Annotated in this window: 15 protein-coding genes; 11 read left to right on the top strand and 4 right to left on the bottom strand. The window is 52.4% G+C overall.

The features are described from left to right. The first annotated feature begins 293 nt into the window (after positions 1 to 293). The 3 genes from BLQ12_RS12630 (at position 294) to BLQ12_RS12620 (ending at position 4,060) form a co-directional block, all read left to right on the top strand. Positions 294 to 1,577, top strand: coding sequence for an MFS transporter (locus BLQ12_RS12630; protein WP_092211013.1), 1,284 nt, complete (start codon positions 294 to 296; stop codon positions 1,575 to 1,577). Positions 1,578 to 1,614: 37 nt separating this feature from the next. Next, positions 1,615 to 3,057, top strand: a complete 1,443-nt coding sequence (locus tag BLQ12_RS12625; protein WP_217640302.1) for an alkaline phosphatase family protein — start codon at positions 1,615 to 1,617, stop codon at positions 3,055 to 3,057. 187 nt (positions 3,058 to 3,244) lie between these two features. Continuing rightward, complete coding sequence (locus BLQ12_RS12620; protein WP_092211012.1) at positions 3,245 to 4,060, top strand: SDR family NAD(P)-dependent oxidoreductase; 816 nt, start codon at positions 3,245 to 3,247, stop codon at positions 4,058 to 4,060. A gap of 99 nt (positions 4,061 to 4,159) precedes the next feature. Here BLQ12_RS12620 and BLQ12_RS12615 read toward each other — a convergent pair whose 3' ends face one another. Next, a complete protein-coding gene (locus tag BLQ12_RS12615; protein WP_092211011.1) occupies positions 4,160 to 4,453 on the bottom strand; it encodes a hypothetical protein in 294 nt (97 codons plus the stop codon). A 1,054-nt stretch (positions 4,454 to 5,507) separates the two neighbouring features. On the opposite strand from BLQ12_RS12615, the gene BLQ12_RS27785 reads away from it, so the two are divergent. Together BLQ12_RS27785 and BLQ12_RS12610 are read left to right on the top strand one after the other, a co-directional pair. Continuing rightward, on the top strand, positions 5,508 to 5,831 hold the full coding sequence (locus BLQ12_RS27785; RefSeq protein ID WP_217640301.1) for a Rossmann-fold NAD(P)-binding domain-containing protein: 324 nt from the start codon (positions 5,508 to 5,510) through the stop codon (positions 5,829 to 5,831). A 1,083-nt stretch (positions 5,832 to 6,914) separates the two neighbouring features. Further along, positions 6,915 to 9,893 carry an autotransporter outer membrane beta-barrel domain-containing protein gene (locus BLQ12_RS12610; protein ID WP_092211010.1) on the top strand — a complete coding sequence of 993 codons (2,979 nt, stop codon included), beginning with the start codon at positions 6,915 to 6,917 and terminating at the stop codon, positions 9,891 to 9,893. 293 nt (positions 9,894 to 10,186) lie between these two features. Here the strand turns inward: BLQ12_RS12610 and BLQ12_RS12605 are convergent, their stop codons facing one another. From BLQ12_RS12605 to BLQ12_RS12595, 3 genes are read right to left on the bottom strand one after another with little or no spacing between them, the layout of a single operon-like run. Beyond that, entirely contained in the window at positions 10,187 to 11,743 is a 1,557-nt protein-coding gene (locus tag BLQ12_RS12605) for a xanthine/uracil/vitamin C permease (protein ID WP_092211009.1), read from the bottom strand. 27 nt (positions 11,744 to 11,770) lie between these two features. Beyond that, complete coding sequence (ade, locus tag BLQ12_RS12600) at positions 11,771 to 13,501, bottom strand: adenine deaminase (protein WP_092211008.1); 1,731 nt, start codon at positions 13,499 to 13,501, stop codon at positions 11,771 to 11,773. Between the two features lie 11 nt (positions 13,502 to 13,512). Continuing rightward, on the bottom strand, positions 13,513 to 15,291 hold the full coding sequence (locus BLQ12_RS12595) for an adenine deaminase C-terminal domain-containing protein (protein WP_254782049.1): 1,779 nt from the start codon (positions 15,289 to 15,291) through the stop codon (positions 13,513 to 13,515). Between the two features lie 598 nt (positions 15,292 to 15,889). Between BLQ12_RS12595 and BLQ12_RS12590 the strand changes: the two genes are divergently transcribed. From BLQ12_RS12590 to BLQ12_RS12560, 6 genes are all read left to right on the top strand, one after another. Further along, positions 15,890 to 16,672 carry a hypothetical protein gene (locus BLQ12_RS12590; protein WP_139163961.1) on the top strand — a complete coding sequence of 261 codons (783 nt, stop codon included), beginning with the start codon at positions 15,890 to 15,892 and terminating at the stop codon, positions 16,670 to 16,672. A gap of 431 nt (positions 16,673 to 17,103) precedes the next feature. Then, positions 17,104 to 18,633, top strand: coding sequence for an arylsulfatase (locus BLQ12_RS12580; RefSeq protein ID WP_092211004.1), 1,530 nt, complete (start codon positions 17,104 to 17,106; stop codon positions 18,631 to 18,633). 207 nt (positions 18,634 to 18,840) lie between these two features. Continuing rightward, positions 18,841 to 21,762, top strand: a complete 2,922-nt coding sequence (locus BLQ12_RS12575; RefSeq protein ID WP_092211003.1) for an autotransporter family protein — start codon at positions 18,841 to 18,843, stop codon at positions 21,760 to 21,762. A 608-nt stretch (positions 21,763 to 22,370) separates the two neighbouring features. Continuing rightward, a complete protein-coding gene (locus BLQ12_RS12570; protein ID WP_092211002.1) occupies positions 22,371 to 23,411 on the top strand; it encodes an extracellular solute-binding protein in 1,041 nt (346 codons plus the stop codon). Positions 23,412 to 23,420: 9 nt separating this feature from the next. After that, positions 23,421 to 24,467 (top strand): ABC transporter ATP-binding protein, encoded by a 1,047-nt coding sequence (locus tag BLQ12_RS12565; protein ID WP_092211001.1) that lies wholly within the window; start codon positions 23,421 to 23,423, stop codon positions 24,465 to 24,467. 373 nt (positions 24,468 to 24,840) lie between these two features. Beyond that, complete coding sequence (locus tag BLQ12_RS12560; protein WP_217640300.1) at positions 24,841 to 26,487, top strand: ABC transporter permease; 1,647 nt, start codon at positions 24,841 to 24,843, stop codon at positions 26,485 to 26,487. The last annotated feature ends 255 nt before the right edge of the window (positions 26,488 to 26,742 follow it).

Here is a 26,742-nt window from a genome sequence, read left to right as displayed (position 1 = left end):
AAATAAAAAATAGCAATATTTATTCCGGATGTTAAGTTTTTGATTTTTCTAAAAAATTTTTGGATGTTTGTTTTTGAATAAACAAGAACGGCGTTCTGTTATGTGACCGGCACGCAAGTTGCTGTGTAGTATTCTCTAAGCGTTCATATTGTTAGCATAAGGACGGATGAAGGGTTTACCGGGATATGGAATGCATTACCAATAGTTAAGTTCCTTCACTGGTGGAGCTGTCAAGCTTGGGGAGTCCCCACCCGGGGGTTTACCCTCTGAATTATTAAGAGGAGGAGGATAAAATGGGAGATAAGCAAGTAAACAGATGGTTTAGATTTATGGTACTGGTTCTTGGTGGGGGAACAATATATAAACTTGCATCGTTGAAAGATGCATTTTATGTCCCTATGCAGGAATATTTCAACCTGACGCATACCCAAATAGGTAACGCCATGTCTGCCTGGGGAACTGTGGCGTCCTTTGGTTTTATTTTTTCAATCTATCTATCCGACAGATTCTCAAAAAGAACATTGATACCTTTGTCGTTGATTGCGACCGGGTGCCTTGGGTTCTACCTGACGACATTTCCTAGCTACAAAGGAATTCTGATCACCTGGGCGTTATTCGGCGTTGTCTGCGACATGGCCTATTGGCCTGTTCTGCTCAAATCGGTAAGGCTGTTAGGAAATAAAGATGAGCAGGGAAGAATGTTCGGATTCCTTGAAGCCGGAAGGGGCGTTGTCGACACCATCGTCGCCTTCAGCGCACTGGCAATATTTGCCTGGCTGGGCAAGGAGGCTGCAGGATTCAGGGGGGCAATCATATTTTATTCCGTAACCGTCATTATTGTCGGGATTATTTCATACTTCCTGATTGAGGATGACAAGATAGAAACGAAGCATGATAAAGGGGTTAGCCGAAACAAGCTTGCCATTGACGGCATGATCAAGGCCGTAAAAACCCCCCAGATCTGGATGGTGGCATTCACCATTTTCTCCGTGTATTCCGTGTTCTGCGGTTTGACATATTTTATTCCCTTTTTGAAAGAGATCTATGGGCTGCCTGTTACCCTGGTCGGCGCATACGGTATTATCAATGTCTATGGCCTAAAAATGGTGGGCGGTCCCATCGGCGGGCTGCTGGCAGACAAAAAGGTTAAATCCGCATCACGCTATTTAAGGCTCGCCTTTATCGTGTTTATTGTCGCCATGACGGGATTTATCCTGCTGCCCCACGAATCCATGAATGTCTATGTGGGGATGGTGCTTACCCTTGGTATTGGTGCCATTGTATACACCCAGAGGGCCGTGTTCTTCGCCCCCATGGATGAAGTGGATGTTCCCAGGGAAATCAGCGGTGCCGCCATGTCCATAGGCAGTTTCATCGGATATGCTCCGGGTATGTTCATGTATTCGGTCTATGGCAGACTGCTTGATCGTACCCCGGGAATTGGCGGATACAAGCATGTTTTCATTCTGATGACGGTCTGTGCCGTGATGGGTGTTATTGTAAGCAGCATCCTTTGCAAAATGGTGGCAAAGAGAAAAGAGGCCGCTCAAAAGGCAGCCCAGGAGGCATTTGCCTGATTTGTAGGAATAATAAGACACGGACCTGAAATGGTCCGTGTCTCAGGCAGCCTGGCAAAGATACGATCAGGCAACACACGGTTACAGTCTGCCCTTGATTTTGGCTAATAGCCCATTTTTAACCGTGTTTGCAGAGAACATCAAAGAGGTGGTGAAAATGAATAAAACGATAAGGCCAAGCGTTGTGCTGGTATCAATAGATGCAGTAAAACCTGAATTTATTTTCGATTCCGAGCGTCTCGGGCTGAATTTACCCAATCTTCGCAAATATTTTGTGGAGAACGGCACCCATGCCTCCCGCGGCATCAAAAGCGTTTTTCCCACATTTACGTATCCCTGCCACCAGTCCATCATCACCGGCACTCATCCGGGCACCCACGGAATACATACCAATTATGTCTTTGATCCTGAAGGAAAACACCTCAAAGCTTACAACTGGTTTGTCAGCGAGAGGGTTCAAAACCTGTGGCATTATACCGGGAAAAATGGTTATGTCTCAGTTAACGTGGGATTCCCGACATCCGTAGGAGCTGATGCGGATTACAATATTCCCGAGTACTGGAGGGACGGAACCTCTCTGGACAGTAAAATCCTTGACGCGGTAAGCCGCCCCCAGGGTCTGGTCAGGGAAGCGGAAAAAGAAATGGGGCAATACCCTGCAACGGATCTGAGCCTTAAAGGAGATGAAAAACGGCTGAAATTTTCATCGTGGCTACTTGAAAATAAAGTAGCCTCCGGCGCCGGAAACAACCCCTTTTTTCTGACAACATACATTGCTGCATATGATACCGTGGCCCATGAGGTAGGCACCTACGGCAAGGAGGCCTTGGAGGCCCTGGAAAAGATCGACCAAATGCTGGGTGTGTTCATTGGCAGGGTCCATGAAATGACCGGCGGCAATGTTGTTGTGTGCGTGGTCTCGGACCATGGAATGCTGGACAATATCGGAGATATCAGGCCCAATACCCTTTTTGCCCGGGACGGGTTAATCAAGCTTGATGAAAATGGCAGTGTTTCGGACTGGAAGGCGTGGTGCCAGCGTTCAGGCGGATCAGGGTACATCAAGCTGAAAAATTCCGATGACAGCGCCGTCAGAGAGAAGGTGGAGGTCATATTGACTCGGCTTCAAGATGACAAGGACAGCGGAATCATGGAGGTGCTGACCGGTCGGCAAGCCTTTGCCAAAAGAAAATGCGTATCTGAATTCGATTATGTTCTTGTAACCAAGCCGGGCTATGAAATACAGGAGCAGACTCAGGGAAACTATTTTAAATCAGAGCCCACCTATATGGCCCAGCACGGCTATTCAGAAACGTTTCCCGAGATGAGGGCCGCCTTTTTTCTTGAAGGGGTGAACATTCCTAAGAATAAAGACATCAACGGGATGGAACTTGTGGACATTGCGCCGACACTTGCCCATATCATGGGGTTTGTCATTCCGACGGCCGAAGGGAGGAATGTTCTGGAGGATAATGCCTGATAATTGTGCGGTGATTTGCTGTTGTTCTAATGACATTATGCCGTGCCATCCCATGTCCAAGAATGGTTTTTTGCATCATTTTAACGTAGTATCAGTCTGGGTACAAAATATGTGATCGCCATCCAGGATATCAACTGCTCACAAGTCATGGGTGTATGCGCTGCAACCCAGAGATGCAGGAGAAGCCATGGAACCGAAAACAATTCTTCTCACGGGGGCCACCGACGGCATCGGTTTGGAAACGGCCAGGATGCTGGCTGAGGACGGGCACACCCTGTTGCTGCACGGGCGCAACCCCGCCAAGCTTGAAGCGATTGAAAAGATGTTGGCCGCATTGCCCGGTGCAGGGCGAATCCATCTGTATGTGGCTGATTTGTCCCGGCTGACGAATGTGGAGACCATGGCAAGGGCGGTATCGGAGGCTCACGACAGGCTTGATGTGCTGATCAACAACGCAGGGGTTTTCACATCACCAGAAACCGTGACGCCGGACGGCCTGGACATCCGGTTTGCGGTCAATACCATCGCGCCCTATTCCCTGACCAGGCGCCTGCTCCCCTTGATGAACGCCAGAGGGCGGGTGGTCAATCTCTCTTCCGCCGCACAGGCATCCCTGGCCCCCAAGGCGTTGCATGGTCCGAGTCGACTTGGCGATGGTGCTGTCTATGCCCAGAGTAAGCTGGCATTGACCATGTGGTCCCGGCACATGGCCCTCTCCCTTGGGGATGACGGCCCGTCCGTCATTGCGGTGAACCCCCGTTCTTACCTGGGCAGCAAGATGGTGAAGGAGGCCTATGGCAGGGAGGGTGCCGATTTGGGCATCGGCGCAGACATTCTCTGCCGCGCAGCGCTTTCGGAGGAATTCGCCGATGCCTCCGGCACATATTTCGACAACGACGTCGGCCGGTTCGCCTCTCCCCACCCTGATGCCCTCGACGCGCAGAAATGCCGGGAGGTCGTGCGTGAAATCGAGGCGATTTTAAGCGGCATTGCCCATCGTTAACCCCTCGGTTTGCAGGCTTCTCGTAGGGTGCGGCTCCCGAACCGCATCACGCAACACAAGTCACCGGATCTACGCCTCATCAGCTCTGTGGAACCACGTCTACCCCCTCCCCTTTTTCGACATTTTGTCTTGTTCTTCCCGATAAAACGACACGATTTGCTCCACGGCCTGGTATTGCCGCTCCAGAAGATCCTCGGTGATGGTGCGAAGCCCCCATTTTTTGAAATCGATCTGGAGACCGTTTCCACCCGGGGCCTCGGTTTTCTCCAATTCAGAAAAGAAGGCCCCCACGGACGTGAGGAGGCGGTGAACGTCCTTAATGGCGTCGCAGAGTTCAGAGATCTCCGACCCAGAAAACATGCCCGGGCCGGGCAGGCTGTTCGGTGAGCTCATGGCGAATCCTTTGTATTGATTGTGAATTTCGTGAGTAGCAGTGGATTACCCCCATCCCCCACAGCACAACAGCGGCCATCGGTCCGCAGGGCGCACAGTGGGTGATTGGGGATCCGAGAATAGAGGTCACATTTTGAATACGGCAACAGCGGTTATTATTTTACCTCTCCGCTATGGCCTATTCTCTGCTTTCTATTCACCATTCACTATTGATTGGCCATTTGTAACGTCGATTGCGTTGGGGAAAGGTGCGCAAGGTTGCGCAGGTGAAGGAAAATACGACTTGAAATGGGGATGGGTGTGGTGTAAAAACTTGTGTAGCCATGACGACCTCCCTCAAGGTTGTTTTGGTCAGGCCTGGCAGGATGTTGGTGCATCCTGTCGGGTCGCATCATGAATTCCAAAAACTTCGTAATAACTAGTTATTACATCCCACCCTAATTTCATATTTCTAACGTGTCAATAGTTTTTTTGCTGGTAAATCCTCTGGTTATCCATTTCGATCTTTTCGGAAATACCCTCCCCTCACAGGCCTCCGGCTCCTCATATCCCTATCCAGACGCCTTGTGACCCATTTTAATCCCAATCGACTTTCCTTTTTACGCCTCCGGCAATGAACGGTATTACCCGGGCCCTCAGTTTTCAGGTTGAAGAGGGGAACAGAGGTTTCAGGGGTGCGTTTGAACGGCTATTATTCAACGCGATAAATGAACTTCAACGGTTTGTTTACGGATGGTTGAATAATGTTTCTGTTGAGGAGGTCTGTTTCTTTTAAATTGAAAAATTGGGATTTCAGGCGTATGGATTGACAGATGTTTTGGCTGACTTGAATTTTTGTCGTTGATCTTGACGTCAAGCGTATCGGTGTTTGTAAAGGCGGAGATGCCCTACGGTTGGATAGCAACGTTATACGTATGAAAAAAGGTTCCTGATGAAATGTCCAAAATGTGGAAATACTGTACGGTTTCAGACCCCCAAGTTGAAATATTTTGTCCCGGCATGGCTAACAGCAGGGGTTCCTTTTCTCTATAGGAACTACGTAAAGAAACAACGTGTGCAATGCTTAGACTGTTTACATGTTTTTCCAAGACCATCAAAACCAAAAGCACCAGTGGCCATTTTTTCCATGTGGGTTCTGGGGGTCACAGTGCTGCCTTTTTTATCGGTCGTTCTGCTTTCTAATGTCCCCGGCACCATGGATGCTGTCCCAAACTATTATGTCATCCGTGTGATTGAGGCTTTTGTTCAAGGTCATCCGAAAATTGTATCCATTTCCATCGCCATAACGCTTATTTCGATCTCTCTCCTGTGTGTTGGTGCATATACTGTAAGCAATATTCTTTACCGTCGAAAAATAAAAGCAAGGCAGGACTTATAGTGGCTGCACAGCGACACAGGTGATGAAGTTAAAATGATTCGTTTTGCCGGAACACTACGGTTGTATGTTTCGTAGTTTAAATAAGTTGGTGGGCATGGGGGCTGGTTTATGCTATGAAATGAAGGGTATAAGATGCCGGTGCGGATGCTTCATTTTAACCATAAATTTATGAGGAAAATATGTCGTGCCTCGCAGATTTTAAGGTTTTACCCATTTTAGATGACACAACAGACGAGATCGTTTCTGACCATCTGGCAAAAAGGGATTCTTCCCTTTTGAGGAAAATCATACGGAAATTGTCCACCGCTACAAGCCGAGTCATCCGGAAATATATTTTTCGGAATATTTATTGAATTCTTAGGCCCCTGCTGAGGTACGAAGCGGTATGTCCCATCGTCGGCGTTGGTTTTTTGTAGGGTGCGGCCCCCGCACCGCTTGATGCAACGAGGACCATCGGCCTTACGCTTTTGGCGGTTTCGGCTACGCGGGTGTTGTCTTTGAAGAAAAAAACGTTCAAGCTCGGTTTGTTGGATGCCTTTCGGTGCGCACGGCGCACCGCCTACTGTCGAAGCACGCGGCGGTATGACTCATCGTCAACGTCCGGTTTTCGTAGGGTGCGGCTCCCGCACCGCTTGACGCAACGAGGACCATCGGCCTTACCGCTCTTAGCTGCTTGGTTGAACGGGTTTCTTTGTTTTCCGAATTTTAAAATAGTATCAGTGTTAATGCCTTGAAAAAATGATACAAATTATATTGTTATAGCCTTTTCTGAAGTACCTCCCTATCCCTGATGTTTCATGAAAAAATGACCATACCTATCCAATAAGACGTTATTAAAAATAGCTGCCTATATGAAATTGGCCTTTGAAAAATATAAAAGTCATTCATCGTTTTCTGGTCGCTTTTCTCACCTTTCGGGCGAGCCAAAGACACCCATCTTTCGCGTTCTCAGAGCTTTTATAAAATCATGACTTTTTTATATGGGTGCACTCGATTCGTGAAATATCCTGGTTATCGTGTCGTTATATTACACCCCAATGTTCCGATAAAAGACAAGCAAACGCACTAAACGAGAGGTGAATCATGAAATATAAGAAATGTATTCTTCTGTATTTCTATATTTTTTTGATTGTGCTGCAACCTATCCGGTTACTGGCTGATAGCTTCGATGCATCTCATTATTCACGGCAAAATGATCTATTGTATGTTTTGACTAATAGCTTAACAACTTCTGTCGGATCAGATATCGATACTCTTTTTTTTCAGAATGCTACAGACGATCGTTTTTTATTGCAACGAGACACTACTCCGGGTTCCGATGCCCCTGGCTCTTTAAATTTTTTTGGAGAAAACAGGGCATATCAGCATTTGGTATTTGAAAACAGTGGTACCTCTAATACATGGGTTTTCGCTGCTGCAAGCCAAGATGTAACGAAAGCGTTGACAGCCAATATCAGTACCAAAAGCTTAACGTTGAATAATACGACGCTTGCTTTTGATCCTTTTGTTGTGTCTGGGTTGACTCCCAATCCAATTTATAATTATATCGAAAACCTCATCCTCTCTGGGAACGGTCAGACGGCGGTGCTGGAGATGAACAATGCGCACCTTGAGATGCCCTCTTCTCCCGGCACAAAAATACTGTTTGGAAGTGCCGCATTAATAAGTGTCTCCGGTACCGATAATCGTATCAATGCCCCTGGAGCAGCTATGAATCGTTCACTCCACGAGCTGGAGCTGCGAGTAAATGCCAGCAGCAGCTTGTCTGTCGAAAATAGCACATCAATCAAAGGGGATGTTGGAGGTTTTTTAACCCTTGACCGGGGAAGTGCTCTTTCGATTTCAAACAGTGAGGTGTTTTTGACACACTACACGAATGAACCTCAGTTGCAGTCGACTATTGAGGCGGCGGCGATAGAAATCAGTGGCCTTTTTGGCAACGATCCCGCCAGTCTGATATTGACGGATCCCCGGATTACAAATTCAACTATTACACTTAGTAACAACAATCGTTTTTTTTCGACAAGGCGAACTGGCAGCGCCGGTTACAATTCCGGCGTCTTTTCCTTTTATGGAGATAACACGATTCACATGGCACCTGGGGCACAGCTCCTTGGCCGTTCCAACGCAAATGATGAAGATGTGGCTTTTTTCGAGTTTTCTAACGGTAAAACAGTAATCCTCGGCTCCGGCCCGCTGCTGCCTAAAGTGCGGGCTCTGGAGATGAAACTGAGCAATGCAACGCTGGAGTATGTAAATGTCGATGCTGATGATGACCTGCTTCTCCTCGAACTCAAGAATAGCAGCATATTTAACGCTGTCTCGGGGGGGCGTGATTTCAAACAATTGAGATTTTTGACTGTGGAAGATTCCACGCTAACCGGCGAAAGTTTTTATTCTCAGTCCGCTATCCTCAAGGCTCATTTTTCCAATGCCACAATCGGAGTCAGCAATTCCTCTCGTACGTCGGGATCGTCATTTTTTCTAAGTGGAATCGACGGATTTGATCCAACAGCAAAAGCGACCGTTACATTCTCAGGAAATAATACCATTTTGAGTCGTATTGATCCGAGTGGCAAGGATATCGGTATTGATCAGGGAATAGTGACCGGCATAAAAATATACTCGGATCAGGTTTATTTTACACGCCATCTCCCCTACACAGATGACATATCGTCGGTTATGGGCTTACCCAATGTCACGGTAGAGCTTGACTCTTTTGCTCCCGGTCTTACTGCTCACGACTATGCCGTGGGCGGAGAGAATGGAGATGGCGTCTATGACGTATTGATTTTTAATAAAGACAATACGGCGACAACGGATGCAACCGCAGACAGTGATGTTGTCAGCGTTCGTTTCAGCGGGGCCATGCCAGCTCTGCTTTCCGCCAGTCAAGTCGCATCCCCGGCTGCGGATAAAAAGGTATCTTATAAAGTCGCAGTATTGCCGCCCAGTGCCCTGGTGGCACATCCCGGGGTTACTTCGAGTAACCAGCAGGCCGCATCCGGCCTTTTAATAAATGCTGTAAATAGTTGCAATACAGCGCTTTCACAGCACATGTATCAACTAACAAACGATCAGGTGTCAAACCACTTGGATTCAATTCACCCTGAACCATATTCTTCATACATGACGGTCTCTTTAGAGTATACGGATACAATCTTGAATGCGGTTGGATCTCGAAACCGCCTGAACGATTTTAACGATTTAAAAACCCGCAGGGGGTTTTGGGCCGTCGGTGATTTTATCGATGGTGATGTAGATGGCTCCAACGATCTGGGTAATTTTTCTTATGATATATATCACGTCACCGTGGGCCAAGATTTTTTAACCTCAGACAGTGCCGGGTTTGGAGGTTATCTTGGATGGGGAACCCAGAAAATGGATGAACATGATCGCTCTATTCAAACAACAGATGGCCAATCATATGATCTTGGACTTTATCTTGATAAAGTAATTGATACATGGATTTTAAAATCAATAATCGGGTATTCCTATGGGGATCATGAATCAGAACGATATGCGACCCTTGGAAATCACAACGAAAAATTGACGGGGGATTTTCATAGCCACAGCGTGTATACAGGTGTCAGCGGTTTGTTTAAAATTTATGGAAACAGCTTACTGACACTTTCATCCGAAGTTGGACTTAAATATGTTTATTATCGACAGAATTCGTTTGAAGAGTCTGGAGACTCTGATTTGAGATTAAAGCTAAACTCAGCGGATGCCCAGGCGATTGTATCAACGGTCGGGCTAAATATGCGCTTTCGAAGTGTTTTAAACTCAAACCGCCTGTATCCTCTTGCTTTTTTTAGGTATGAACATGATTTCTATGCCAACGCAAACAATGAACACGATATAGAGGCCTCCCTGGCCGCTCATCCTGATTATAAAGAAACCTTTACCGGACAAAGCAGAGGCGAAAACGCTTTCACCGTCGGTATCGGCCTTGGCAGTGATTTAACAAGCACGTTTCAAATTAATGGCGGCCTTCTTTACACTGATGATAGCCATGGTGATGAGTGGGTCGCAAATGCGGGGTTGAATTATTATTGGTGATACGATGGTACTTGTAAGTGCTTAACACCTCGGTTTTGTATTTTTTGGTACGCACGGCGAACTCTACAGCGCATCGGTCTCTTCCGAGGCACACGGCAGTATGACTCATCGTCGGCGTCCGGGTTTGGTTGGACCTCTTTTGACGCGCATTGCCCCTGTTGCGCCACGCACCACCCTCCCCCCACAAACACCAAACGCCCTTCGGCACGAAGCCGAAGGGCGTTTGTATTTTATCATCATCTATGATCTATGCGTTGATCCTGTACCGTTACATGTTCCTGTAACCAGGCCCTTTACACATAATCAAAATCCTCTTCGGCATCAAACCACTTGCCGCGTCCCAGGTGAAGAAGGACGCAGACACAGCCCATGACCACATAGGCGAGGACAAACTCGGAGGTGGGGAAGAAGCCGAGCATGGCGCTGTGGATGAAGCCGAACACGGAGAGGCCCGCTGCGGCAAAGGATACGATGGCTGCTTTGTCGAGGCGGCGGTCAATGATGAACACCACGAAGCTGCTCAGGATGATCCCGATGATGATGGCACCGGCTTTTACCGCGGGGACGCCGTTCCACATCACGCCAGCTTCGAGGAGATTCTGGGTGACCTTGGATCCGTAACCGGCAAGACCGGAGGCCTGGGTCTCCGCCCACACGCCGGAAATACCCACGGCACCGGTTACCTGGGTATACAGATAATCCGCAATGGGGGGAACCATGGCAATGCCGACACCTGCGTAATGCTTTGGCTTACAGGCCTTGAATGCCTGGGCAAGCATGATGGTTGCGCACCAGAGATAGGTAATGGCCGCCACGGCAGGGGGAACCAGGGCGCTGAAAAAGGTGAACAGCCCAAAAACACCGGAGAGACCGAGCAGGAGCCCTCCCAGCCAGGAAAATCCGATGCAGGCCCCTGCTTTTTTGAGACCGGCATGACCCAGCCAGACGGTGTTGGGAACCACGCCACCGAAGAGAGCGGAGATCATGGTGGCCACGCCGTCTGCGAACTGCGCGTTGCGAACGTTGTAGTTGTCGCCTGCGGCGTTGGCTGCCTCCACGTTATCCATGGTCTCAATGAAGTTATAGACCTCGATGGGGATAATCACAGAGAGATAGGGAAGCACGACAGCAAAGCCGTTAAGAAGCGCCTCGAATCCGCTGACGGGGTTCGGCGTGTAGAATCCGATACCGCTGAAGTCAATGGAGGTACGCCCAAGGATAAGGGCGTACACAATCCCCCCCACGATGGCCACGGCAAAGGGCGGAATGCGTTTGGGGAAAAGGTAGCCGCCGAACACCCCCATAACACCCACGGCAAGAATCGGCAGCCCCACCAGCGGGTCGCTGTAGAGGTCGAACACCCCTTGGGTGGACATCCAGATAAAACCGATACCGGCAACAGTGCCGAGAAGTGCGGCGCGGGGAATACGCTCTTTGAGCCACGGGCCGATGAATCCGCCCAGGAACTCGATGAACCCGCCGATAAAGCAGGCGGCAACGGCAGCGGACCACTCCAGCTCGGGGTTATCAAGGGCGTAGTGCAGTGGCATGATGACGCCGAACAGGATCACAAACATGGCGGGTGTGGAGACCCCTGACGGCAGCGCGGTGACATCACTGCGACCTTCCTTCTGGGCCAGGCGCCAGGCGCTGTAGGCATAGTAGAAACCGCTTACCAGAAGTCCCATGGACAGACCGGGGATAACGCGTCCGTAGACGATCTCGTCCGGCCAGCCGAGGACACCGGAGAGCGTCGCAATCACAATAATATAGTTTACGATATTGTTCGCCAGAATGTAGGTGAGGCCACCAACATCGCCTTTGCAGAACAAGGGTAACTTCGTACTCATTTTATCGACCTTCCAACCAATCGGTAGCTATGCTTCGATGGAAATAAAATCAAAACGGGTTACATCAAACAATCCCATATCGGTGAGTTTGATCTCCGGGATGACAGCAAGGGACATGAAACAGAGGGTCATCACCGGCTCCACATCACCGCTGACGGACAATACCTCGTGGGCTTTTTCATGAATGGCAGTGAGGCGTTCGTCCACCCACTCCCCACTCTGGTCGCTCATGAGGCCTGCTATGGGCATGGGCATGCTTTCCACAACCTCTCCGTTGTTTGCCAGGAGGATACCCCCCCCTTGGGCAATCAGGGACTCCACGGCAAAGGCCATGTCGTCATCATTGACGCCGACGACAATGATGTTGTGGGAGTCATGGGCCACGGAAAGAGCGATGGCACCCTGCTTGATGCCGTAGCCCTGAAGAAGGGCAACAGCAACGTTGCCGGTGTTCTGATGGCGTTCGACCACGGCCACCTTCACCACATCCTGCTTGTCGTCGTAGAGAAATTCGTTGTTGCTGTTGCGGGAAATTTCCACAACGCCCTTTTCCGTCACCACGCCGCCGGGCAGAATGTTGATCACATGTGCCTTGTCGGAGTTGACAACGAGGGCTAATTTCTCTTTGGAAAAGTCCTTTACCTTGAAGCTGCCCTTGGTTGCAGAAATATCATGACGCTCTACCTCCGGCAGGTATCTGCCGCTGTCCCCCACCAGGTCACCGTCGATCCACACCTTTTGAACGGCAAAATCAGACAGGTTGTCAAAGAGCACGATATCGGCCTTCAGCCCCGGAGCAATGGCGCCACGATCGGTGAGCCCATAGCATTCCGCCGCATTAAGGGTTGCCATCTGGATGGCCATGATGGGATCGATGGCTTCCTCTGCACAGATGCGCAGGTGGTTATCCAGGTGGCCAATGCTGAGGATGGTCTTTGGCTGGCAGTCATCCGCGCAGAACAGGCAACGCCTGCTGTTGGCAGGGGTGACGCCTTTCAACAGGTCTTTCAGGTTGTGGCAGGCAGACCCCTGGCGCATGAGCACATACATGCCGCAGGCGATCCGGTCGTGCATCTCCTCCACGGTGGCGCACTCATGGTCGGTGCGGATACGGGAGGCAGCATAGGCGTTCAGGTCGTTGCCGGAGACGCCGGGACTGTGGCCGTCAACGGGTTTGCCCGCGTTTTTTGCCACCAGGAGTTTATCCAGGGAATCATCCAGGCCGTTGATGACGCCGGGAAAGTTCATGAACTCGCCAAGGCCCAGGACCTCGTCGCGTTTTATGGGCTCTTCCATGGCCTGGGCATCAATGGTGCAACCGGCATGTTCAAAAGGGGTCGCCGGTACGCAGGACGGCATCATCATTTGCACATCCAGGGCGGTGAGCTTGGATGCGGAGATCATGTAGTCCAGGCCCGCAAACCCGCAGACGTTGGCGATCTCGTGGGGGTCCGCGATGATGGTTGTGGTTCCGTGGGGGACCACCAGGCGGCCAAGCTCCTCCGGGCTTACATAGGAGGATTCGATATGGATATGGCTGTCGATGAAACCGGGTGCCGCATACTGGCCCTTGGCGTCCACTTCATTGGCTGCAGAATACTCGCCGACACCGGCAATGAGGCCGTCTGCCACGGCAATATCACCGTGGGTGATTGTTCCGTTGTACACATCGACAACCTTGGCATGTTTGATGACAAGATCGGCTTCCACGCGGCCTGCGGCCACATCGATCAACTTTTTAAGCTCTGTCTTTTTCATGGGTTCCTCCCCTACTTCGCCGGGTTCAGGCCAAGAATGGGGTCAAAGGTTTCAAGGGCGATACAGTCCACAGGCCCCACGTCCGTGATGGCATAATCGGGAATCGCGGTGATGGGCAGGAAGAACATGTACATAAGGGGCTCCTGCAGGTCACAGCCAAGGGCATGTGCCGCCTTGTTGAGCAGGGTTTCCCGGTGTGAAATGTCCTTTGCGTCCAGATCGCTTGCAATGCCGCCCACAGGAAGGGCAAGGAATTCGACGATCTTTCCGCCTTCAACGATGACCTGGCCGCCGCCGTTTTCGATGAGGTGGTTGACGGCAATGGACATGTCGTTTGCATCGGCACCCATTACAACGATGTTGTTGTCGTCCGGAGCGGCTGAAGAGGCCATGGCCCCTTTTTTCAGCTTCCAGCCGGAGCAGAACGCCAGGGATTTATTTCCGTTGCGGCCAAACCGCTCCACCACGGAGACCATGAGCACGTCCTGATCGGTATCCGGCTGGACGATGTGGTTTTCAACCGTTAAAGTCACGTCACGGCGCTTGCGGACAAAGGGGCCCACCACGTTCATGGAGAGGACCTCTGCGGTGCCTTCTTCCATGTCCACCCGGTATTCAAAATCTGCTTTGGTGGTTTTTTCGCACTTCAACTCGCTGGAGAGCACGGCGCTACGCTTAGGCGCGTTCAGCTCATAGGTAAGGTCCCTGCCCTTTGACACCAGCTTGCCGTTGGTGATGACGGCCTCGACCTTGAAGGTCTCCGGGCTGTCCACCAGCAGGATATCGGCGATCTTGCCCGGGGTGATGGAGCCCACAAGGTGATCGACGCGATAGGCCTCGGCGCTGTTGATGGACCCCATCTGAATGGCGGTCATGGGATCAACCCCTTCTTTCATGGCGAGGCGAACCACATGGTCCATATGGCCTTTTTCGATGATATCCGTTGCGGTCACATCATCGGTGCAGAAGCTCACCCTTCGGGCAAGTGCCGGGTTGACTTCGGTGACGGCGCGGATGTTTTCTTTCAGGAAATGGGTGACAGACGATTCACGAACAAGCATGTGCATGCCGTTTCGCATCTTCTCAACCACCTCTTCATGGTCGTAGCTCTCATGGTCAAGGCGGACACCGGAACAGAGATAGCCGTTGAGGTCTTTGCCGCGCGCCATGGGGGCACATCCGAAGATGGGCATTCTGTTGGCCTGGGCCACGGCCAGGGCTCCCAGGGTATCGTCGTCTTCTTCGATCACCGCTTCGCGAACGGTCTCCCACACGCCGAAACACTCCGGCCACGTCTGGACCTCTTTGTGGGTCTCTTCGGTAAAGTTGTAGGATACGGTGGATTGGGGAAAGGTGTACGGGGTCTTGTAAGGGGCTCCCCAGAACACTTTTAAGGGGCTGGCCTTGATCTCTGAAAAGACTTCCTGAAGGCCTTCAATTCCCGATACGGAGATATACTCGTCAAGACCGGAAACAATGCAGGTCGTTCCGCAGGGCACCACCGCCTTTGCAAAGCTTGTGATGCTGAGTTTACTGCATTCGCTGTGCAGGTGCCCGTCAATGAGCCCGGGGGCAAGGTACTTGCCGGTGGCGTCGATGATCTCGGTCTCTTCACCGATGTAGTCTGTCACATCGCCGATGGCGACAATCATCTCTTCATAGATGGCGACATCTGCCGGATAGATTTCACTGGACATGACGTTGACCAGGTGACCACCGCGAACGACTTTGTGTGCTGGAACAAGGCCTCGTCCGGCCCGAATAAGACGTTTCAACCTATCTTTACCCATGTGCATACATCCTCCTATAAATAGTTATGAGATAGGCCGTCCATTTCTGGCAAATCAGGTTTCCCGTCCTGCAACACACATCTCGACGAATTTATAAAAGATTACAAGTGTTTGTGATAGAACTTGTATTATGGATGAGGAGGTATCTTAAACCATATGGGAATAATTTCAATCTTTTTTGAACAACAAGAATTGAGGAGATGGTTTTTTAAGTTTCCCTCAAAGAGCGAACCGATGCCCCCACACCCTCCCCGGGCACGGAGGCCGTCACTCCCGTGATGGGCAATGCGGAGCATGCCCATCATTGGTCAATCCACCGCACCGTGCATTACCATGGAGGTGCTGATTTCCTCACACTCCTCTTGCCGTCAACAACTTTTCCCTGGCAACACGACACGGTCTTGGCACTTGAAAACGGTCGTGAACCGTACTACCATTTGGCCCGTTTTTAAGTAAATCAGGAAACAGGCAACAAAACTTTTTCCTGCGCGTTTACACGGTTCCCCGTCGATATTCATGGTAATGGTCGATCCCGAAAGAGGTAAAAAGAGACATGAAAAAGACGTTTAAGGGCTGTTTGCTGTCGATGATTTTTTTCATGGGCACGTTTGCCCCTGCCCTTGCAGACAGCCGAACCCCGCTAACAGACCGGCATCGGTTTGGCCTGGGGCTTAAAACCCACTATTTCGATTACAAGGAGCCCGGGGTCATGGAGGAGACAGGGTTCATGTATGGCGTCGTCGGGCACTATACACACCACACGGCTTACAATGTGATGGTTCATGCCAGTGTCGAATCCAGCATGGGCAGGCTCGATTACGACGGGCAGCTGCAGGACGGGACGCCTTTTAAAACGGACACGGAGGATTGGCTCGTGGAGTGCCGGGGCCTCATCGGCTATGACATCGGCATCAAGGGCAGGTACCTCATTACGCCCTACACGGGTGTTGGGTATCGCTACTGGAACGACGTTATCTCCTCTGCCTACGGGTATGAACGAGAGATTCACTACTGGTATGCCCCCATTGGTGTGAAAACGGCGGGCCCGCTGGCCGAGAAGTGGACCTGGGGATTGACCGCGGAATACGATCTTTTTTGTCGGGGAACAGTGAAAAGCCACCTGAGCGATGCAGACCCCGCCTACAGCGACCCTTCCCTTGGTCAAGACTTTGGCGAAGGCTATGGGGTAAGGTGCTCCCTGATGTTTGAAAGGGCCCTTGCCGGGGGCGCTTCTTGGTCCATTGAGCCGTTTATTTCCTATTGGGACATGGAGCGTTCAGAGGTTGGAGACCTTTACTCCGATGGCGCGTCCATCGGCCATGTCGTCGAACCTGAAAACGAAACGCTCTCTTACGGGTTGAGCATAAGCCTCAACCGCTAACTGGGAAAAAGGGGGCGCGTCATGACCATTGACGCAGCCCTTTTTTTATCACGTTTGGTTAGCCAACCAACTTTTTCCATCGTACAGCCCATCATTTTCCGGTGAACCCCGTCGCCTAAATTCAACCCATCGTCCTCTCCCTCACACGCAGGTCGCCACCACCCGTGACGATCTCGGCTCCGGCCCTTGCTTCCATTAGAGCTTGCCTCCACCCTATGTCCCCTTTATACTTACCCATAACAGAGGAGATCCCGACTCCCTTCGCCGCCCTTTTCAGCATCCTGCCCGCTGCCACAATCTCCCCTTTTCCTTTCCATTGCAGATTCTTTTGCAAAACCCGCATTTTCCCCAGATATAGACGTTAAGTCAACGGCGACCGGCCTTTCAGTCAAGCCGGATGCCTCCACCACCCCAAGCGTAAGGAGTCTTCCATGAAGCCCATCATCGTCTTTTCCGCTTGCCTCCTTGTCGTACTGGCAGCCACTTTTCAGGCCACAGCCGCAGAAAAGCCCAACATCCTTGTCATCTTCACCGACGACGTGGGGTGGTCCAATATCGGAGCCTACCACCAGGGGCTTATGAGCGGTCGTACCCCCAACATCGACAAGCTCGCAGCCCAGGGCATGCGATTCACCGATTACTACGCTCAACCCACTTGCACCGCCGGGCGATCAGCCTTTATTACCGGACAATTCCCTGTGCGGACGGGCATGCACACGGTGGGTCTCCCCGGGGACCCTGTGGGGCTGAAACCGGAGACCCCAACCCTGCCTGAGCTCCTTAAGCTCCAGGGGTACGTCACCGGGCAGTTCGGCAAAAACCACCTGGGGGATCGCGATGAATATCTTCCGACAAAACATGGGTTTGATGAGTTCTGGGGCTGGCTTTACCACCTCAACGGCATGGAGTACACCTCGGACCCGGAGTGGCCGGACAGCAAGGAGTCCAAAGCCTTTGAACCGAGAAATGCCATCCACGCCTGGGCAACCTCCAAGGGAAATCAGAAGATCAAGGACGACGGGCCCATCCCGCCCAAACGCATGGAGACCTTAGACGATGAAGTGAACAAACACGCCCTGGCCTTCATTGAGAAAGCCGTGGCCGACAAGAAGCCCTTTTTTACCTGGTATTGCCCCTCGCGGGCCCACGTGTGGACCTACTTTTCCGAAAAGTACAAAAAAATGCTGGGGACCAACGGGTGGGGCATGCAGGAGGTGGTCATGAAGGATCTTGACGACCACGTGGGGGAAGTGCTGGACCGTCTGGACAAGCTGGGCGTTGCCGATAACACCATCGTCATTTTCACTTCGGACAACGGGCCGGAGATCATGACCTGGCCCGACGGAGGCATGACCCCCTTCCATGGTGAAAAAGGCACCACCTGGGAAGGCGGCGTGCGGGTTCCCATGATCATTCGCTGGCCCGGAACGATCAAAGCGGGTGTGGTAAACAACGGGATTTTTGACGGCATGGACTTCCTTCCTACCCTGGTGGCTGCAGCCGGGGGGCCAAAGGACCTGAAAAAGAAGGTGCTCAAAGGGTACAAGGGGCACAAAGCCCATCTGGATGGATACAACCAGATGGATCTTCTCACCGGCAAGGGGCCGTCCAAACGAAAGGAGATCATCTACTACGAGCGCACCACCCTCCAGGCCGTTCGCTACGGGGACTGGAAGGCCCATTTTATTGTTCAGCGGGGGGGATGGTTCGGTGCCAAAGAGAGACTCGGGGCTCCCCTGCTCTTTAACCTGAGGCAGGACCCCTACGAGCGGGCCGCCGACGAGTCCGGCATGTACATCAACTGGATGGGCAAAAAGATGTGGGCCTTCGGCCCGGCCCAACGCCTGGTTCAGCAGCACCTTTCAACCTTTGAACAGTGGCCTCCGGCGAGCGCAAGCGCATCGAAAAACAGCGATGAGCTTAAGTCCTTTATGGAAGGGGACCAGGGCATGGGGCAATAATTAAATGGGTGTAACACTTCAGCGTATGCCCCCGGCAGACCTGCCGGGGGCTAAATGCTTAAAGAATTGAAGAAGCAGGTCTTAAAAAACGTCATGAATTAATTTCGCATTCGCGACCTTCTTTCAAGGGGGCACACCTTTTACATCAGGGTCGCCCTGCATCGTCTCTTCAACGCATCGTATACGCTGTGACAGGAGAAAAACACGATGAGAAAACGACTTATTCTCGCATGTATTTTTCTCGGCATGGTCAGCTCAGCGGCCGCCGACACGCTTGTTCAGACTTCAGGTGGATTTATAAACGGTTTCGGAATGATCGGCAGCTTTGACCCAAAGTACGACGCCCTGTTTTTCCCTGCAGGTAAGAATTACAAGATTTTAGTGGAAGGAGACACGTCCATAACTGCGTATCCTCACAAAGTCTGGGCCGATGTTACCTTTGGCGACCTGACGGATCCCCACCGCATGGCCATCACATTCCAGGGGTCGGATTTCGACCAGATGCACTTAAGCGGCTGGAAGCGTACCGTGCAGTGCAGCCATTTTGAGATCAACAACGCCGACTTCGATTCCGGGGCCATCCAGCTGTTGTTTTATGGGGCCGACAACCGCCTCACCCTGAATAACGCGACCATGGATTTCACCATACGAAGCCCAGGGTTTATCGCCACAGCCCCCATGGCCCTTCATATCGGCAGCGGGACCAACAAAATCACGGGCATGCAGCGGCTCTATGCACCGCAAACCTTCAACCTTGACATTGACCCCGGGGCGTCCCTGGAATTTTTCTACTCCGGCTCGCTGTCAGCAACCTATGACGACGAGCGCCTCTACTTTCATTCGCCCGTCAGCGGCACCATCAACGGAGGGGCGCTGACCTTTACCTACAGCAACGCGTATTTCAATTCCACGGACCAGTTCCGGCTGATAAACGGGGCTCAACTTGAGCTCAAGGGATCCCGGACATCGTTGGAACTCGAAAAACTATACGTGGAAGACAGCCGTGTCGTTGTCGGGGGCAACACAAGCATCCAGATGAACGATGGGCTGACCGTTAAAAATTCAACACTCAATTTCGGGTCCGGTGGCCACCTTACCTCAGACATTGTTATTGTAACGGATGGGACCGTGATCCTGGATGGTTCCGACATCGACTCGGGGATTCGCGGAAATAGCATCATTGACCTCAATCACAACGGCGCCACCACCCAGTACACGCAAAACAACATCTCAGATGCTGTTTACAGCCATGTATTCATCGATACCGGTTCATCCATAACGCTCAACGACTCCATGCTGACGGTGCTGGACGAGCTTCACCTGCACGGCCATGCCGATATCAATATCAACAGCCAGGGTGTCCTGCGCCTGTTTGGCTGGGTGAGCACCAGAAGTTCTTTGGTGGACCTGACCATTGCCTCCGGCGGGCAGATGAATGTCTACAACACGGCGGCGTTTTACCACAACGCTTCGTCCAATATCACAAACAACGGGCGCATCGGCGTGTTTGGCGAGTACTATGCTAACGGAACCCTTGCCGGGACCGGTAGCCTTACCGTGTATGACGACGGCCTGCTCCAGGTAGGCCCCTCCGTCACCCGCCTGCATTCCGCAACCATCAACAACCAGTTGGTCTTTGGCCCGTCAACGACCCTTACCCGGTCCACCGGTGGTAAGTTTTGGGCTGCCCTTGATGTCAACGGGGGCGTGGCGACCAGCGACATTCTGCATTACGGTGACGGCGATGTGGATCTCACCGCCATCGGAGAGGTAAAGGTGGCCACATTAAAGCCATTGACAGCCAGCGCCATGGACAGCAAGGAGTTTACGCTCATTGCCAGTAATGGCGGCGCAGGAACCCTTCAGACCGGTTCGAACCTTCCCCTGGTGGAGGACGGCACCATCCCTGCGCTGATCGATTTTACAGTGGGAAACAAAAACACAAACGGAAAGCCGGATCTCACCCTGACCGCCGCCAAGCAATCGGTCTCGACCCTGACGAGCCACCCTGCCCTCCAGACGGCCAACCACTCCAGTGCCGCAAGTTTGCTGGTCAACGCAAGCGCTGCAGGCAACGTTACCATCACCCAGGCCCTGGATGCCCTTACCAACGCGCAAGTGGCCGTCCACATGGATTCCATCCATGCAGAGCCTTACTCTTCTTATATGACGGTGGCCCTTGAGCACATGGACATGACCATGAACACGGTCTTAAACCATGCCTCTTCCGGCAGCCGCATTGCAACCGGCCAGGGGGTGGAAACCAGCGACGTTGCCACCCGCAAACGATTCTGGGCCGATGCCAGCTATGTGCGTGGTGATATCGACGGGGACGAGGGCCTCGGTGATTTTAATTACGACTTATTCGGTCTGGTTGTGGGCACGGATCTCACGCAGAGTGAGGACGCCGCCCTGGGCGTGTACCTTGCGTATGGAACCCAGAAGATGGATGAACATGATGCCGCCTGGCAGGATTTTGACAGCGATATCTACCAGCTCGGCATGTACCTGAATAAGGAGACCGCCTCACGGATCGATATCAGCGGACTGATCGGCTATGCCTACGGGCAACACAACTCCGAGCGGGCTGTGACCCTGGGGAACACAACAGAACGCCCCGAAGCGGACTTTGACAGCCACAGTTTCTACGGCGGGGTAAAGGCGCGCCTGCCCTGGCGACCAACCGATTGGGTAACGCTCTCCCCTGAGCTCGGCCTTCTCTACGCCTATTATTACCAGGAATCATTCACCGAATCGGGCAATCCGGACCTGAGCTTACAGGTGGACTCAGCCGATGCGCAGTCCATTGTCACCTCCGTCGGAGTCCAGGCACGCTTTAAGAGCATCACCCGTGGTATGGGCCTCCATCCCTTGGCTTTCATGGGCTATGAGCACGACTGGTATGCCAACAAAAACAGCGACCATACCATTGACGCCGCCCTGGCATCCCACCCGGAAACCAGCTATCCCTTTGTGGGGCAAAACCGGGGCGAACATGTGCTGGTCACCGGTATCGGCCTTGAAACCGACATCTCAAGCGCTTTGCAGGTAAGCGGCGGAGGAATGTATGCCCTCACAAGCAACGGATACGAGTGGGGTGCCGGATTGAACCTGTCCTACCGTTGGTAGAACCGGTGCAGATACACGGACCGCGCCGAGGTCTGCCCGGCAATGCAAATGACACACATCATATTATCGACATGGAAGCCCCCGCGACCCATGATGAGCACGGTCCTGCCATTCGCGCATTCAACCATCAGGGTTCATCCAACCCCAGGCATTGCCTTTGAAAATTCTTCCTTCCCCGCGTATATCCATTATTTCTATTCCTTCATCCCCTGACATAAAAATAACCAATTTGACACCACCGTGGAATCCTTTTACTCCTTGTGCCTCGACACATAAATTCCATGGATAACAGCAGAGGCAAGGGCTCTGGATGTATTGACGGGCTCTCCCCTGTCCCGGATTCGTCATGAGGAATCGCAACTCACCTGGTGCCAGGATCTGAAGGCATCACGACTCGTGAACTATCCGGGCAATTTTTTATCCTGCTGTTAGGCTGGTGGGAATAAATGATCCGATAGAATATCGCTGAGGGTTGGCCCGAGGAACGAGGGACAAACCCCTGCGATAACCTGCTTTCAAGGTGGCACACCTTGCCGCCGGAGGCATTGCTTTTTGTGTTTTTCCTGCACCCTTAAAACGAAGTGAGCACAGTGAAAAAGGAGTGAGACATGATGCGTACGCGTGGTTTGGTCATTGCGGTGGCTGCGTTGCTGGGCATGGCATGGGGCGGCAGCCCCGTGATGGCCGGCGACCTGCTGGAGAAAAAGGTGGTGGTCTACTCCACCCATGGGGAGTCCCTGCTGGAGGTGGTTGCCGATGCCTTTGAGGAGGAGACCGGCGTAAAGGTCGATTTTATCAATTTAAAGGGGCAACTGGCAGACCGGGTGCGGGCAGAAAAAGCCAACCCCCAGGCCGATGTGATGTATGGTGCGGCCTCTTCTGTTTTTTTTGAGTTGAAAAGCGAGGGGCTGTTCACCCCGTTTTTCCCAACGTGGGCGGAAAAACTCAACCCGTTGTTCAGGGATGAGGCGGGGTATTGGTTCGGGACGATTCAAACCCCTGTGGTGATGTTTTACAACAGCGAGATGATGAACCCCGAGGACGCCCCGGCAGACTGGAGCGACCTTGCCGACACAAAGTACAAGGGCCAGCTCGTTTTTCGAAACGCCCTCTCCTCTTCTGCCCGTGCGACGTATTCCGCTTTACTGCAGCAGTATGAAAAACGCGGAGAGCTGGCCCAAGGGTGGGATTTTCTGAAAAAAATGGACGCCAACACCAAGCGCTATTACGGCAGCGGCTCCCTTCAGTTCCAGGCCGTGGGGAGAAAGGAAGCCCCCCTCAGTTTTGCCGTACTTAACGGCGTGATCGACAACAGAATAAAAAATCATCTGCCCTTGGAGATCATTGATGCCAACAGCGGTTCACCGGTCATTACCGACGGCATCGCCCTTATCAAGGGGGGCAAACACCCCAACGCCGGTAAAGCCTTTGTGGAGTTTGCCGGAAGCGCCAAGATTCAGGCCCTGCTTGCCCGCAAGTTCAACCGTCTCCCCACGCATCCCGATGCCATCGCCAACGCACCGGCCTGGATGGCATCGACCCGGTTTAAGGCCATGGATGTTGATTGGGGCGCTCTCTCTGCCAAGCAATCCCAGTGGATGCAGACATGGGACGCAGAGGTGAAAGATGTGGGCAAAGATCGAAGGTAGGAGAGTCCCATGGGCGCGCTGACTCTAAAAGGTGTAGGGAAAACATTTGACGGGGTTGCCGCGTGCTCAGGGATCAACCTTGCCGTTGAGGAGGGGGAGTTCTTTACCTTTCTGGGGCCGTCCGGTTGTGGAAAGACAACCCTCCTTCGCCTTATCGCAGGCTTTATCACACCGGATGAGGGGACCATCTACCTGGGAGATCAGGAAATCACCCACCTGCCACCGGAGATGCGTAACGTGGGCATGGTCTTTCAGAACTACGCACTGTTTCCTTTTCTGTCGGTTTATCAAAACATCGCTTACGGGCTCAAGGTACAGAAGAAAAAACGCCGGGAGATCCGCAATGCCATTGAGACATACATGGAGATGATGGGGCTGAGCGGCATGGAAAACCGCAGCATCTCCGAGTTGTCCGGCGGCGAGCAGCAGCGGGTGGCCCTGGCCCGTTGCCTGGTCACAGAGCCCAGGGTGCTTCTTCTGGATGAGCCATTGTCAAATCTTGATGCACGGCTACGGGACAAGATGCGACTGGAGATCAAATCGCTCCAGAAGCGGTTGGGTATCACCACCCTTTTTGTCACCCATGACCAGGCCGAGGCCTTGACCCTTTCCGATCGTCTGGCGGTTTTTGATAAAGGCACCTGCACGCAGGTTGGAACTCCCCAAAAGGTTTATTCGAGCCCGGACAGTGCCTTTGTGGCGCAGTTCGTCGGAGAGACCAATTTGTTCGATGTGGTGGTTGAGTCAGGAAGGGCCATGCTGCCGGGGGGGCTTTCCCTTGAGTTGGATGGTTCCAAAAAGCGGGGGCGCTTTGTCTCCATCCGGCCCCAGGATATCTCCCTTTCCGTTACCAAACCCAAAGGCCCCAATGCCTTCAAAGGGATGCTTAAAGAGACCCGGTTAAACGGGGGCTGGGTGGAGCATGTTGTGCGGGTTGAGGGCGTTTCCTTTCGCGTGGTTGCCCTGAATACCCGGGGAGACCATCACCCCATGATGCCGGGGGACACTCTGTTTTTGTCGATCCCCGTGCAGAGCATCTCTTTGTTGGACAGGTAGTTCCTACCTTGGTCATCGTTTGAGCCACCAGGGTGTTATAGATGACACCGTCCCAAAAGGCCTACAGCCCTTAGGGTGCACTCTGTGCACCATGTCCGGGTCACCCAAGGTTCCGATTTTACCGAGACGTTCGGGGCATGACGGGCTTTGATTTTGGTGCACCCAGCGAATACTTTTGCCCCCTGGAGCGCCGCACTCCTGTGCGGCACGGATAACGACGGACTTAAAAGCCGCACCGGAGTGCGGCGCTCCGTTTCGGTCGATCTTTCGCGGTTGATTTAAAGGTCGCGGCAGGGCCGCCGGAGGCTGGATCGATCTGAATTTAAACAATAGGTCAACGATGCATCACGTACAAATGAGAAGGCACCATGTCATGGGTGCCGTCGGTGTTGCAGCCCTGCTTTGGTGCCTGGTGGGTTATATTCTCTATCCAGCGCTCAAGACCGTGGCGGTGAGTTTTACCCACAAGGGGGGCTTTTCTGCGGCCCACTATGTGGCACAGTTCACCTCCGAGGCTCGGCTTGTGGTGCTGAAAAACTCCATGGTGGTGGGAAGTCTGACCGTGGTGGTCTGCGGCCTCATCGGAACGACCCTTGCTTTTTTCGTCCACTTTTATGAGTGCCCCGGAAAGCGAGTCATCGACAAGTTGCTGCTTCTGCCGGTGATGCTGCCGGGGATCATCATTGTCTTTGCTTTTGTTCAGCTTTACGGAGAGAGCGGGCTGGTGACCAAAAGCCTTGAGTCGCTCCTGGGATTGACCGGGGCGCCTTATGTATTTTCCGGGTTGCCGGGTATTTTGTTTGTCCACGCCTACACCCAGTATGTCTATTTTTACATCGCGGTCTCTCTTGCCATCCGGCAGATTGACGCCTCGGTGGTGGAGAGCGCCAGGAACCTGGGGGCCTCAGGCTTTCATCTTTTCACCTCGGTCATTTTGCCCTTTATCACCCCTGCTCTGATTACGGCCAGTGCCATCACATTTATGACCGGTATCGGTTCGTTTACCGCACCCATGATCATCGGTGGGGGCTACAAGGTGCTCACCACCCAGATTCTGCTCTCCAAGGCGAACAACTTTATGGGGGTGGCGGCCACCCAGGTGGTGACTTTAACGCTTATCTCTTTTGCCGTTTTTTTATCGCTCAGGTGGTATGAAGCCAACAAACTATTTCATCCGTCGGTAAAGGGCGTGCCCTTCGAACCCGTCTCCATCCGGCATCGGGGGTACCGTGCGCTGGTGTCGTGTTTCTTCGGTTTTCTTCTCCTGATGGTGCTGCTGCCGGTGGGAACGATCCTTCTTCTCTCCTTCGTCAAGTCAGGCTCCTGGATGGTGAGCATCTACCCCAGGGAGTTCTCCGTTGAAAACTATCTGGCGATCTTCACGAAGCGTCGAGCCTTTGCCCCCTTTTTGAACAGCGTCACCCTCTCCCTGGTGGCCTCCCTCGGCTGCCTTGTCATCGCGGTTCCCTCGTCCTACCTGATCGAAAAAACCCAATTAAAGGCAAAGGCTCTGGTGGAGGTTTTGGTGATGCTGCCCTGGGCCATGCCGGCCAGCGCCATCGCCATCAACATCATCAACGCCAGCAACGAGCCCACCCCGTTTACTTTTAACACGGTCCTTGTGGGCACCTGGATTCTTCTGCCCCTGGGCTATATGATTCGCTCCCTGCCCATCATGGTGAAGACCGCCCACCTCTCGTTTCAGAGTCTCAGCGATACCCTGCTGGAGGCCTCGAAGAGCCTGGGCGCATCTCGCTTCTACTCCTTTAAGCACGTGATGCTCCCCATGCTCTCCCCCGGGCTCCTGGCCGGGTTCCTCCTGGTATTTGTTCGAAGCGTGGGGGAATACACGATCTCAGCCTTTTTGTACACTGCCTCAAACAAGCCGGTCTCCATTGCCATGGTCAACGGTATTTTCGAGTACAATATCGGACTTGCCATGGCGTACGGTGCCCTGCTCATTATGCTCACCACCACGCTGAGTTTTTTGATAAGCCGGTTGACCCCCGGACGGCCCTGAGCTGAGCCGGTTTTATGTACCGGCTTCTCTCATGGCGTAGATCCCCTAAAAACCAACAACATTCGAATCACGAAATTTCGTAGGATTGGCAAAGCGGAGCGTGCCCATCATTGCCCCATCACCCCTCTTCGTTCCAATATATATTTGATTGTTACTATAAGTCTCCGATAGCCTCTCGTGGGGCTGGTCAATAAATTAAGATGTCAGATGTGTAGGTCTGACCCCCGTCCCCTTGACCCCCGTCCCCTCTGACAA

This window comes from Desulfoluna spongiiphila (assembly GCF_900101345.1).
Taxonomy (GTDB): Bacteria; Desulfobacterota; Desulfobacteria; order Desulfobacterales; family Desulfolunaceae; genus Desulfoluna; species Desulfoluna spongiiphila.
This window is presented reverse-complemented; position numbering and strand designations above follow the sequence as displayed.